Genomic DNA, 12751 nt, shown 5'->3' with positions numbered 1-12751 from the left:
GACAACACCAGTGGCAAACACAAGGAAGCTTACATGTCGAATCGTCTCAACGATAACCGCTATCAACAGCTCGAAGCCCTGCTCGCCGTTGAAATTGAACAACAGAGAATCATCACTGAACATGCTAAACGCTTAGCGTACGGAACTGACGCTAGCTTTTATCGACTGGTTCCGCAAATAGTGTTGCGACTTAAAAGTCTTCAAGAAGTCATTTATGCGATTCAATGTTGTCGTGAGATGAACATCCATTTTACTTTTAGAGCTGCGGGTACAAGTTTATCTGGGCAAGCGGTGTCTGACTCCGTGCTCTTTACGTTGACAGATGATTGGCGCGGTCATGAAATCATCGATGATGGCAACAAGATACTTCTTCAACCGGGAGTCATCGGTGCCGATGCCAATAAATACCTTGCCCCATTTCAACGAAAGATAGGCCCAGACCCAGCTTCGATCAATACCTGTAAAATTGGCGGAATTGCTGCCAACAACGCCAGTGGCATGTGCTGTGGTACCGCTCAAAACTCTTACCGCACCATTGATAGTATTAAAGTCGTATTTAGCGATGGAGCCCTGCTCGATACCGCGAGTGAGGAAAGTATTGCTGCGTTTAAAGCGACTCGTCCTGATATCATTGATGGCTTAAATGCGCTCATCAGCGCAACTCAAAACAATGAAGCCCTAAGTGAACGAATCCGCCATAAATATCGCTTAAAAAACACCACAGGCTACGCACTTAATGCATTGGTCGACTTTAGTGACCCGATAGAAGTCCTAGAACACTTAATGATCGGCTCTGAAGGTACGCTCGGCTTCATTGCTGAGGTCACCTACAATACGGTTATTGAACACAACTTCAAAGCCTCTACCCTATTGGTTTTCGCCGATCTCGAAGAAGCCAGCCAAGCCGTCACTACCCTGTCAAAAACTCCCGTTGCAGCTGTTGAGTTAATGGATGGTCGAGCATTGCGCTCGGTTGCCGATAAACCTGGCATGCCTAGCTTTATTCAACAGTTAGACTTGGAAGCGACAGCGCTATTGGTCGAGACCCACGCAAGCGACCAAGCGACGATTGATACACAGTGCCGAACAATAATGGCCGCACTTGAAGACTATTCCATTATTGAATCGGTCCCTTTTACGCTAGATCCTAAAACCGTCGCTACACTTTGGGGTATCCGCAAAGGCATGTTCCCTGCTGTCGGCGCCGTGCGAGAAGTGGGTACCACTGTCATTATTGAAGATGTGGCCTTCCCGGTAGAAAACCTAGCCAATGGCCTTCGTGACCTACAAGCATTGTTTGATGAATACCAATACTCTGAAGCGATTATTTTTGGCCATGCGCTAGAAGGCAATCTCCACTTTGTCTTCACCCAAGGCTTCGAATCTCAAAGCGAAATCGACCGCTATGGTGGATTTATGGATGATGTCGCAGAGTTGGTTGCAGTTAAATATCAAGGTTCGCTAAAAGCTGAGCATGGCACCGGACGAAACATGGCACCTTATGTTGAATTGGAATGGGGCAAAGACGGCTATCAGTTGATGCAAAAGATCAAAGCTCTATTTGATCCACAAGGTCTACTAAACCCTGGAGTCATTATTAACGACAACCCTCGCTCACATCTGGAAAATTTAAAGCCGATGCCTGCTGCAGACTCGTTGGTTGACCGCTGTATTGAGTGTGGCTTCTGCGAACCTGTATGTCCTTCTCGCACATTAACGCTCTCGCCTCGCCAGCGCATCGTTCTCTACCGTGAGTTACAAAGACGTCGAGATGCAGGAGAACAAACTGAAGCCACTGAGTTAGCGCAAATATTTGAGTACCAAGGGTTAGATACCTGCGCTGCTACTGGGTTATGTGCCGATCGCTGCCCAGTTGGCATCAACACTGGCGATCTTGTTAAACAGCTGCGCACTGAGAAATACCAGAAGTTTACCCCGATTGCGAAGTGGACAGCGGATCACTTCAGCACTACGACTGCCTTAACTCGCGCCTCACTTAAAGCCAATAAACTTGCGGTGAAGGTCATTGGAGAAAACAGCGTGGCTAAGGTGACGAATGGTATTCGTAAGGTGAGTAAAGGCAAAACGCCGATTTGGCTTCCTGAAACTCCTCAAGCAAACTCTCATGATTTGGATAAAGCGATGGAGCGACTCGTTCGCTCGGATAAGAAAGTGGTTTATCTTCCGTCATGTGCGTCACGTACCATGGGCCAACAAATCAATGCTGATGATCAAAGAAGCCTGACCGAAGTGACATTGTCACTTATTAAAAAGGCTGGATTTGAAGTCATCATCCCCGACTCTCTTGATGATCAATGCTGTGGCATGCCATACGATAGTAAAGGCATGACTGACATTGCGAGTGAAAAGTCTAAGCAGCTTGAAACCGCTCTGTGGAAAGCCAGTTACGAAGGTGAATACCCAATTCTTATGGATACAAGCCCATGCGCTAAGCGTAGTATTGAGAACTTTACCCGCCCTTTAGAGATTCTTGAGCCAACGGGTTTTGTTTCCAAGTACCTTATCGACAATCTTTCTATTTCGCCAAAGCAAGAAACCGTGATGCTACATATCACCTGTAGCTCTCAACGTATGGGACTCTCTAGTGACATGCTTAATCTCGCCAAACGGTGTGTCTCTGACGTAGTTGTGCCTGAACATATTACTTGCTGTGGTTGGGCCGGTGATAAAGGGTTTACCACACCAGAACTTAATGCTGCTGCTGTTCATCCTTTGAAACAACAAGTACCAGAACATTGTCAGCGCGGATTTAGTAATAGCCGAACATGTGAAATTGGCCTATCGCACCATAGCGGTATTCCCTATCAGTCGATTCTGTACTTGGTTGATGAGGTTAGTAGCCCGTTATAAACACGCTTCAAAGTTTTCGTAAAAGTAAATGTTACCTAGGGGTGTTTCTGTTAGAACTTGGTCGCAACCCTAGGGCATTTTCCTGTCTAAGCTGTAACAAAAGATAATAATTTGCCCATCTGCCTCAGTACCTCATAAGGAATGACTATGGAATTTGAAATGTTTGTCTGCGACGCATTTACTCAGCAGAGATTCAGTGGTAACTCCGCCGCCGTTGTCCCCGTCAATGATTGGCTCAGTGATGAAGTAATGCAGAAGATTGCCGCAGAAAACAATTTGTCTGAAACCGCTTTTATCAAACCGATTGGTATCGACAAATTTGAGATTCGCTGGTTCTCTCCCCTTTGTGAAGTCGATTTTTGTGGCCATGCGACGCTCGCCTCTGCGTACGTACTTTTCCACCATTTTGACGCAGGCGAAGTGATTCAATTTGAAACCAGAACAGTGGGCCCACTAACCGTAGAAAAAGATTTATCCGGCCGAATATTGATGTGTTTCCCACTGCGTGAGCCTGTACCTGTTGAAACGCCATCAATGCTTCTTGAAGGCTTATCTATCCAGCCAAGAGAAGTACTTAGAAGTGAGCAGGCTTACTTTGCCATTTATGACGACGAACAGGACATCTTCAATTTAGAAACAAAAAGTGAATACTTAAAACAGCTTGCACCTTACGACGTGGTAGTGACAGCAGCGAGTGAAAAATACGACTTCATTTCTCGTTATTTCTGGCCTGCCAATGGTGGCGATGAAGATCCTGTTACAGGCTCTATCCATGCTGGACTTGCTCCTTTCTGGGCTAAAAGATTAAACAAACCCAATTTATTAGCCTATCAGGCGTCAAAGCGCGGGGGCACACTTTACTGCCACGTAGAGCCAGACCAAGTAATAGTGTCAGGTGATGTCGTTCCGTACTCACACGGAAAAATATTCGTTTAGAGCACATCTCGCGTACCGATTCATCACTGGTGGTTATGAGCGATATAATCACCGGTGAATAGATCCTTTCCCTTCCATCACGTAGCCTAAATCTAAAGCAATTACCCCGTGAAACAGTCTGAAATATACCGTTACGCTTTAACGCGTTTCACTCACAAGACTCTGACAATCACCGGTTACCGTTTAACGAAATAAAAAACACTGTTTTAGGAACTTGGTTATGAACCCTACAATCAAAACATCTCTTGCAATCGCCCTTTCTCTCCCCCTTCTTGCTGGTTGTGTTACCCCAGGAGAAGACGATCCTAATGCGCTTACCAAGCAAGGTGCGGCTGGTGGCGCATTACTCGGTTTAACACTTGGCGCTTTAACCGGAGATGCTGAGCTCGCAATGCAAGGGGCTATTGCCGGTGGTGTCGCTGGCGGTGTTGCTGGTGCTTCAGCCGATATACAAAATAACCGCGAAGCAAGTCGCTCTAGTAGCCGTGATGTTGCTATCGCTCAGATCGGCAACAGCACTCAGAGCAATAGTCCTGCCGTACAGCAAAACTGGGACAAGCTAGATAATTTTGTCGGTGACTGGAACGTGAACATTCAAACTCACAGCAAAGATATGAATGAGATGAAGCCTTTAAACGCAAATGGGTCATTGGCAAAAACCACCCAAGCCGATGTGAGCATCGTTAATGGCCAAGGCATCGATCTAACTGCAACATTTTCTTATACCTCTGTGGATGGCTACCAGATGTCAATCATCAATAATACCAAGGAAGTTAGCGTAAACTTTGCTGGTGAAAAGCAAAGCAATTCAAGCAGGTACAACTTCTATCCGATCAACACTAACGATATCATTTACCAAGCCATTAACAGCGCTGACATTCACGTAGAACTTGGGTTTGCTGGCCCAAATGTTTGGCTTCTTGAGAGCTATGCATTTATCGAGGGTGAGCAGCAAAAGCTACAAACCTTCCGCTTTACTCGCAGTTAATTGCACGATTCTAACTTAAGTAACGGATAGTGCTTTCCAGAGCACTATCCGCTTAGTAGTGACACAGTGTATAATCATCTTCTTACTTAAGCGTCTGAATTAAAACGATAGTTAGGAGGTATGGATGAAGGTAATTATTCTGCATGGTTTGTATATGCACGGTATGGCCATGCAGCCCCTTGGCCACAAATTACGCAAGTATGGCTATAGAACCAAAATTCTTTCCTACAATAGTGTCGCGATTAATGAACAGCGTCTGTTCTCTATGCTCGACAAAACCTTATCAGACTCAATGCCCAATGTTCTCGTTGGTCACAGTTTGGGTGGTTTGATCATCAAACGTTATTTAGAAGATCGCCAGCTTCCCATCTCAAAAGTCTCGCATGTTGTCACTATTGGCTCTCCGCTCAAAGGCGCATCAATTGTCACCAGAATTCAAGAGTTAGGAATGAGCGCTATACTAGGGAACTCTCCTGACTTTGGGCTCAAACAACATGAGAGTGCGTGGGCATTGCCACAAAAGCTCGGCAGTATTGCAGGTACTTTGCCACTAGGAGTACGTTCTTTGCTATTAATGGATAATCGAATGATGTCCGATGGGACCGTTACGGTTGAAGAGACTAAGCTTGATGGGATGGCGGATCATGTCGAAATAAAAAGTAGCCACACAAGCCTAATTTATAGTGCTTTGGTACCCAACCAAATCCACCATTTCATCCAAAATCATCATTTCCAAAACTAAAAAAGCAGCGCCTGAAGACGCTGCTTTACGGGTAACTTGCTAAGTTATTCTTTCGGAGTTAACGTATATTTCGTTTTTAGCGATTGTTCGCCAAAGACTTGTTGAATGCGCTGATTAAACGCCTCTTTCGTAATTGATTGAGCCATACTTTCGACATCAGTCAAAGCATCAACACCATAATCATGTATCAAATAACGCGCATAGAACCAAGCTCTTTCTACCGTATCATCCTCTAGTGGCTGTAGCGCAACCACGAGTTGCTTCGCGACCAAGTCCACATTTTCCTGATTGACACCTAACAGCAGTTCTTCAATCACTTTATCCACCGCAGCGTCAACTTTACTGATATCACTCGGGGCTACCTGAGCTTCAATCAACCAGTCCGTGCTTGGCTCGCTATCTTGCGCGGTAACATAGTTATCGGGCGCATAATCAAGACCTAAATCTTCTCGAATGTACTCTGTTAAACGCTTAGAAAGCAGGCGCTGAATCATATCGTCGATAAACACAGATTCGACGTCATTGGCTGCAACGCTTGGGTTTGTCACACGAACCAAGTAGTAACTATTCGGCTCATTGTGGATTGGCATATCGATACGCGATTTAGGTTTCAGGTTGTAGTCTGCAGAAAACGCGTACTGTGAAGCGCTTTCTAATGGTATTGATGCAACATAGAAGCGCAGCATCTCGCGGACTTGGGCTGGTAATAGATCGGCGATGATGACGAGTTTGTTGGCGCGATTTACCGAGAAGAGCTGCTTGTGAACCTCTTTGATTTGAGCTTCATTTACCATCGACATTTCAGGAGCCGACACCATGTAATGGTAACTCTGTGGCAAATAGCTATTACGGTTGATTTCGCGTGTCCATTTCCCGACAGGAGTATCAAGGTAACGGTTTATACCTTCAATATTTTCGCGGGCCACCGTTTCAAGCTGTCTGTTTGACACGTTCGCATTAGTGGCAATGTTGAACATCACATTCAGTGTCTCTGCCAACTTATCTTTAGGCGCACCAATTTCTAGACCATGGTGCGTGAAACCAATAAATGGATAAACTTCGATACTGTTGCGTCGCAAGTATGAATCTAAGCCTGAGCCATCAAAGCCTCCGATACCACTTCTTGTAATCGTCGCTACCGCCAGTTCTGATGCCGGGTATAAGCTCGGGTCTAGTGCTGCCTTGCCACCCTGACTGCCGTACACCAAGCGCGCATATTCCCCTGCGTCAGCATCAGGTTCAAACCAAACTTCGACACCGTTCGACAATTGCCAAACGGTAAAGCCTGAATCTAGCGTTTTTTCACTAACGATTGCCCCACTACCATCAGGACGACCAAGCTCATCTTCTGTCGACGCCAATGTTAAGGGTTTAGTACCTTGTTGCTTCAGTTGCGAACGAACACTAGGCATTGACAGAGCAAGTGTTTCAACCTGACTTGCTGAACTCGCGCCTAACACTAAGCTGTACTCTTGCGCCAAGAACTGCGCAAGCTGCTCATTAACTCGTTTAAACGTCGCGTATTGGATGAACTGTTCTAAGCTCAACTGATAATCTTGCTTAGATTGAATCGGTTCGCCAAAGGAAATCGCATTTACTTTCGACTCCGCGATATCCTGCGCGCTTCGTTGATCCCACTGCTCATCCACAGTTTTGACCTGCTGGAGGTAATAAGCCATGGCCGCTTCAAGTTCAAGCTCAGAAACACCATGGTCTCTTAACGAAGCCAGTGTTTCGATAAACAGTTTTTGCGTCGCGGCTCTTTCAGCGTCAGAAAAGCTCACTGACATAAGCGCATAACGTCGATAGTTAATGTAATAAGAAGAAGAGTATAAACTCTGGACTGGCTGCGCAGCGTGACTAAGATTTGCATCAAGACGAGTCCAAATAAGCTGTTGAATAATATCGTCCATCCACAGCTTGGTAAGGTCGCTTTGAGTCTCTATCGCCGCTGGCGCTCTATCAAGCAAAAGAGAGATGCTAGGCGCGTCATATTCACCGATAACTTCAGTCAGATCGTTCAGAGTCAACGCAGTTTTCTTAATCTCGGCACCATCAGGTAGTTGTCCACCTTCCCAGCTTGAAAACTGGCTTTTGATGAGTTTCTCCGCTTGAGCAGGCGTAACATCACCAGTAATCACTACCTCTGTCAACTGAGGCTGATACCAAGCCTCATAAAATGCTCTGATGGAATTAGAAGTCGCTGCATTAACCGATTCTTTGGTTCCAAGCGGATCAAGATCCTCTAGCTCGGTTCCTTTGATAAGCTGGTCATAGTACTTTTCAGATAATGATTTGTTTTCAAGTCGCGTTCTACGAAACTCACCTTGAATCACCCCTTTCTCTTTTTCTATTTCCTGAGGTGATAAATCTAGGCCATCGGCAATATCACGCATCCACTTAACGCCATTACTTAGCTGATCCGAGTCAGGTAAATCAAGTTGATATACCGTTTCATAGTAAGAGGTATAGGCATTAATATCCGCACCAAAGGTCAACCCTGAATGCTCGAACAAGTCGACAATGTCGTTGGAACTAAAGTTACGTGAACCATTAAAGGCCATATGCTCTAAAAAGTGAGCATAACCCTTTTGGCTATCACTTTCGTGTGCCGAACCAATGTGAACGTACATGCGCAACGCAACCGACTCACCTTCCGTTGGGTATATATGAAAACGTAGACCATTCTCCAAAACGCCAGAGGTCCAACCGGAATCTGCCTCAATTGGCACTTCCTGTTTTGATTGTGTGCATCCGACAAGCACTAATAAAATTAATATAAATATTTTTTTCATAGCCATACTTTATTGTTATAAATTCAGTACGAATATACGCTAAATGAATGATTTGTTTTATAAATTTTATAGCGCTATTTACAATTCCGCGATCTAGTTGCAGAACTGATACAACCGGAGTATTATCTATCGTGATTCGACGATTAACTTTTTTGGATTGGGAATGACTAAATCTCAGTGTAACGCCACCAGCAGCAAAGCCTTTGAGTCTTCAGAACAAGAACGTGCTCAGGAGCTTAAACTCGCAGCCCAAGCGAAAGCAATTTCTCACCCAGCGAGAGTCAGAATTATTAAAATTCTACTCAATTTGGAAAAAATGGGCGGGTGTTTGAATAGTGATCTAGTCTCTGAGCTAGGTCTAGCGCAGTCTACGGTTTCAGAACACTTAAGAATACTGAAACAGGCCGGGTTTATTACTGCAGAACCAATGCCACCAAAAGTATGTTATCGCGTTAACATGCCTGAGATTGAACAGTTTTCGAAAATGTTTAGCTCTGTATTTAGCTAGTTACTATGGGGAAGTACTCACTTCCCTTATTTTAAAATGACAAAATCGTCATTCGACGATAAACGAAAGAGAGTGTTGCCATGAAACAGCAAGTTGCAACCCACAATGATGAAACAGCATCAGCTTCAACAAATATGAGCTTCCTAGACCGCTACCTGACGGTTTGGATCTTTGTCGCGATGGCTATCGGTATTGGCATTGGAGTACTGTTCCCTCAAGTCGCTGAGTGGAATGAGTCAATGTCTGTCGGCAGCACCAATATTCCTCTGGCTATTGGCTTGATCCTGATGATGTACCCACCTTTAGCTAAGGTTAACTACGGTCTACTCGGCAAAGTCCGTAAAGATAAAAAAGCCATCACCCTATCACTTGTGATGAACTGGATTGTTGGTCCTATTTTGATGTTTGTTCTTGCACTAATATTCCTTGGTGACAAGCCCGGATATATGGTTGGTATTATTCTGATTGGTCTTGCTCGTTGTATCGCTATGGTACTGGTATGGAATGATATTGGTGGAGGTAACAAGGAATATGGTGCTGCTCTGGTCGCATTGAACAGTGCTTTCCAGATTGTTACTTATAGCTTTATGGCTTGGTTATTTATTACCGTGCTGCCGCCAGTGCTTGGTTACCAAGGTTTTGACGTCGATATTTCAATGTTAGAAATCGCTGAAAGCGTGCTTATCTACTTAGGCATTCCTTTCTTAGCCGGCTTCCTCAGCCGTAAGTGGCTAACAGCGTTAAAAGGCGAACAGTGGTACAACGACGTGTTTATTCCACGTATTTCTCCAATGACTCTTATCGCTCTGCTGGCGACCATTGTCTTGATGTTCAGTTTAAAGGGCGAAATGATCTTTGAACTGCCAATGGATGTGTTCCGAGTCGCTATCCCGCTGGCGATCTACTTTGTGGTGATGTTCTTTGTTAGCTTCTTCATCGGTAAGAAGATGGGTATCGAATATGATAAGAACGCTTCTATCGCCTTTACCGCTACTGGTAATAACTTCGAGTTAGCAATCGCGGTGAGTATTGCAGTGTTTGGTCTTAATTCTGATCAAGCTTTTGCTGGGGTAATTGGCCCTCTAATTGAGGTCCCGGTTTTGATCGCATTGGTCAATGTTGCGCTCAAAATGAAAAACAAGTATTACCCGTAAAACTCGTAGAGACAAAAGCCCCGACAACTCTGTCGGGGCTTTCTGTTATACAGACGCGTATTGCTTGCCTTGATGATGAATCATCAAATCTTGCACTTCTTCAAAAGGCATCGGCCGATAAAAAAAGTAGCCTTGAATAAGCTTGATACCTTGACCAACAATGAATTCAAACTCCTCTTGCTCTTCAACACCCTCAACGACTATCTCTGCCCCTGTTAGCCGAACGATTTCACTGGTCAAGCGAAACATTTCTCGGCCATTACGATGCTTCAAGTTCAACACTAAGGAACGGTCGATTTTGACTTTGTCATAATCATACTTACCCAAGTAACCAATTGACGAGTACCCTGCACCGAAGTCATCTAGCGCGATGCCGATACCGCGCTCTTTTAGCTGCTGAAATACTCCCCACGTCGCTTGCTCATCTTGTATCAATAGATCTTCCGTAATTTCCAGTTCCACCTGTTCAAACGTCAAAGAACTTTGCTCAATCAAACCAATCACTGTTTCGGCAAAGTTCGGAATCAAGAAAGTCTCAGTCGATACGTTGATCGAAACTTTAAATGATTGATTCTTAGCCAGTGGTGATACTTCTTCCAAGGCTTTCTGTATCACCCATAAATCAAGTTCCGATGTCAGTCCCAATTTGGAGAAGCTCGACAAGAACGTCGGCGGCGTGATTTTACCATCACCACTTTTATGTCTTATTAATACCTCTAGAGAGCTGACTTCTTTGCTCTCAGCATCAATCTGTGGTTGATAGAAAAGCACGAACTCGCCAGTCTGTTGCAAGTGACTAATATGACGCTGGGCACTCAAGCTGTTACTCATGTGCGGTAGCAAAGCAACACTTCGACTATTTCCGATCGCTTCATAGTTAAAAAACTCATCCGAAGAGCCTTTGGAAAATATCGCATGACTGCCAATTACTTTGTCCATTTGTTTAAAGAACGGCAAATAGATCAACACACCAATCGCGATGATTACAAGTTGCAGCAACGCCCCACTGACATGCTCTCCCGTTGCTAAATAACCGCTGATAAATGCTGGAGTCATCCAACTAACAAATTCAGATATCGGAGGCACAAAACCAATGTACGTCGCAAAGTAAGCGACACATATCGCGACCAGTGGCGTCAGCAAAAACGGTACGATAAGCACGGGGTTAAATATCACCGGCAAACCAAACAAAATCGGTTCATTGATATTAAAGATACTCAAGATCAAGGTGGCAATAGCCAAATTTCGATAGCCTTTATTGCGTGTAAAAAACAGCATGCACAGTACTAAGCTAAGCGTATTACCTGCCCCACCAATTCCTGCATAGATGTCATAGAAGTTACTGGTCAGTATTGGAAGATGTGCTCCCAACTCTTTGTACAGTTCAAAACTACTACTTGTCAGTTGATACAATTCGGCTTTATATGGCGAAAAGATGATGTGACCATTGATCCCAATGCTCCACAATAAATTACGAATTAGCTCATACCAGAGTGCATCAAATAATGAGTGAACGCCTAACTCAGGCACAAAGGCGCTTGCATTGGTATTCGACTGGAACCACGCGCCCAGTAGATGTCCGACAACGGTATAGACGAACACCAAAAGCACAGTCGCAAAAATAAGGTTGATCGACTGGTCAACGACATTGGGTAACTCGCTGTTGACGAACAGTCTACGACGCGTCATGTGCTTCACAGAAAACGCAATTAATAGCGGTGTCGCGATTGCCAATGGGTAGTTTGCAGGCAGCACCGAACCGACATGCAAAAGCCCCCACTCATTGCACAGAATTACATAGACGAGCAAAGACGGTGTGACAATAATCGTGCGCGAAAGCCTGTGCAGGCGTGATAAAAACAGCGCATAGTAAACCAGCAAGAGAAGCGGAAACAATTTCCAGATCAAAGTGCTGATAAAATAGAGGTATTCCGATAGGGATAAATAGCCTAACCACGCCAGTCCGTTACCAATTAGCATGGTAAAGGCCGAGAGAAGTGAAACAGGAAGGAGCATTACGAAAACGTTGCAGAGCCCATTCAAGTATACGTTTTCTGATATCTTAGTGATTACAGAATAGATCGAGTTGTTGTTCATTAAGGAGTTAGTAAGCCATTATATATCGATAAACAGTGCGCCTGTCTGCACACTACTGTTGCCGAATTTACAGCAGTCCCTTAATGAGTTATGACTTTCCTTATGCTGCGCTCGGTTTTGCGTAACTGAGCTCATATCGGCAATTGCGCGCAACATACTCTTATAACAGCAAAATCTCCAATCAAATATTTACTCGTCTCGACAAACAATCCTTATCAATAAGATAAGTCTGATTTTATGCGTTTCTTATCGTTTGCTCTAGCGATCTGCAGGATGATTAACCCCATCATTCATGACAACGTCCCCCAGTTCAAAAGGGTTTACTCCTTCCAAACAGCCAACATTAAAGCCATATTCGTCTGGGAACGAACGTCGCTGGTGATGAGTATAGATTCCGCAATGAGAACAGAAGAAGTGCTTGGCGGTATTGGTATTAAATTGATAAAGCTTTAGCGAATCTTGCCCTTTTACAACCCGAATACCATCAAGTTTTACCGACGCGACAATAGCCCCTTTGCGGCGACAAATTGAGCAATCACATCGGCGCGGGTTTTCTATTCCATTTGGCAGTGTCAGCTCAAGCTCTACAGCCCCGCAATGACAGGTCGCTTTGTGTTTAAGATGAATATCCGTTTCGCCGATTTTATTAATCATACCTAT

9 protein-coding genes are annotated in these 12751 nt (G+C 44.6%); 6 read left to right on the top strand and 3 right to left on the bottom strand.

What is annotated here, in order from left to right; all coding sequences use genetic code 11:
• The first annotated feature begins 33 nt into the window (after nt 1–33).
• The 4 genes from VIA_RS05435 to VIA_RS05420 all read left to right on the top strand — a co-directional run bounded on the left by VIA_RS05435 (nt 34) and on the right by VIA_RS05420 (nt 5537).
• Nucleotides 34–2871, top strand: coding sequence for an FAD-binding and (Fe-S)-binding domain-containing protein (locus VIA_RS05435; protein WP_004411559.1), 2838 nt, complete (start codon nt 34–36; stop codon nt 2869–2871).
• Between the two features lie 147 nt (nt 2872–3018).
• Complete coding sequence (locus tag VIA_RS05430; protein WP_004411558.1) at nt 3019–3807, top strand: PhzF family phenazine biosynthesis protein; 789 nt, start codon at nt 3019–3021, stop codon at nt 3805–3807.
• A 220-nt stretch (nt 3808–4027) separates the two neighbouring features.
• Nucleotides 4028–4795, top strand: coding sequence for a hypothetical protein (locus VIA_RS05425; RefSeq protein ID WP_004411557.1), 768 nt, complete (start codon nt 4028–4030; stop codon nt 4793–4795).
• A 124-nt stretch (nt 4796–4919) separates the two neighbouring features.
• Entirely contained in the window at nt 4920–5537 is a 618-nt protein-coding gene (locus tag VIA_RS05420) for a lipase family alpha/beta hydrolase (protein ID WP_004411556.1), read from the top strand.
• A gap of 44 nt (nt 5538–5581) precedes the next feature.
• Here VIA_RS05420 and VIA_RS05415 read toward each other — a convergent pair whose 3' ends face one another.
• Complete coding sequence (locus VIA_RS05415; protein ID WP_004417779.1) at nt 5582–8332, bottom strand: M16 family metallopeptidase; 2751 nt, start codon at nt 8330–8332, stop codon at nt 5582–5584.
• A 163-nt stretch (nt 8333–8495) separates the two neighbouring features.
• Between VIA_RS05415 and VIA_RS05410 the strand changes: the two genes are divergently transcribed.
• Together VIA_RS05410 and arsB are read left to right on the top strand one after the other, a co-directional pair.
• Complete coding sequence (locus VIA_RS05410; protein ID WP_004411554.1) at nt 8496–8840, top strand: ArsR/SmtB family transcription factor; 345 nt, start codon at nt 8496–8498, stop codon at nt 8838–8840.
• Nucleotides 8841–8920: 80 nt separating this feature from the next.
• A complete protein-coding gene (gene arsB / locus VIA_RS05405) occupies nt 8921–9994 on the top strand; it encodes an ACR3 family arsenite efflux transporter (protein WP_004411553.1) in 1074 nt (357 codons plus the stop codon).
• A gap of 45 nt (nt 9995–10039) precedes the next feature.
• On the opposite strand, the gene VIA_RS05400 is transcribed toward arsB, so the two are convergent.
• Both VIA_RS05400 and VIA_RS05395 read right to left on the bottom strand, forming a co-directional pair.
• The gene (locus VIA_RS05400) at nt 10040–12091 is read right to left on the bottom strand and encodes an EAL domain-containing protein (protein WP_004411552.1); all 2052 of its coding nucleotides are present in this window, start codon (nt 12089–12091) and stop codon (nt 10040–10042) included.
• Nucleotides 12092–12349: 258 nt separating this feature from the next.
• Entirely contained in the window at nt 12350–12745 is a 396-nt protein-coding gene (locus VIA_RS05395) for a GFA family protein (RefSeq protein ID WP_004411550.1), read from the bottom strand.
• Between the last annotated feature and the right edge of the window lie 6 nt (nt 12746–12751).

The organism is Vibrio orientalis CIP 102891 = ATCC 33934, from assembly GCF_000176235.1.
In the GTDB taxonomy this organism is placed as follows: Bacteria; Pseudomonadota; Gammaproteobacteria; order Enterobacterales; family Vibrionaceae; genus Vibrio; species Vibrio orientalis.
This window is presented reverse-complemented; position numbering and strand designations above follow the sequence as displayed.

What these genes read in the sequence shown, in the direction of transcription:
- VIA_RS05435 (WP_004411559.1), top strand. Translation starts at nt 34, where the DNA reads ATGTCGAATCGTCTCAACGATAACCGCTATCAACAGCTCGAAGCCCTG.
- VIA_RS05430 (WP_004411558.1), top strand. Translation starts at nt 3,019, where the DNA reads ATGGAATTTGAAATGTTTGTCTGCGACGCATTTACTCAGCAGAGATTC.
- VIA_RS05425 (WP_004411557.1), top strand. Translation starts at nt 4,028, where the DNA reads ATGAACCCTACAATCAAAACATCTCTTGCAATCGCCCTTTCTCTCCCC.
- VIA_RS05420 (WP_004411556.1), top strand. Translation starts at nt 4,920, where the DNA reads ATGAAGGTAATTATTCTGCATGGTTTGTATATGCACGGTATGGCCATG.
- VIA_RS05415 (WP_004417779.1), bottom strand. Translation starts at nt 8,332, where the DNA reads ATGAAAAAAATATTTATATTAATTTTATTAGTGCTTGTCGGATGCACA.
- VIA_RS05410 (WP_004411554.1), top strand. Translation starts at nt 8,496, where the DNA reads ATGACTAAATCTCAGTGTAACGCCACCAGCAGCAAAGCCTTTGAGTCT.
- arsB (WP_004411553.1), top strand. Translation starts at nt 8,921, where the DNA reads ATGAAACAGCAAGTTGCAACCCACAATGATGAAACAGCATCAGCTTCA.
- VIA_RS05400 (WP_004411552.1), bottom strand. Translation starts at nt 12,091, where the DNA reads ATGAACAACAACTCGATCTATTCTGTAATCACTAAGATATCAGAAAAC.
- VIA_RS05395 (WP_004411550.1), bottom strand. Translation starts at nt 12,745, where the DNA reads ATGATTAATAAAATCGGCGAAACGGATATTCATCTTAAACACAAAGCG.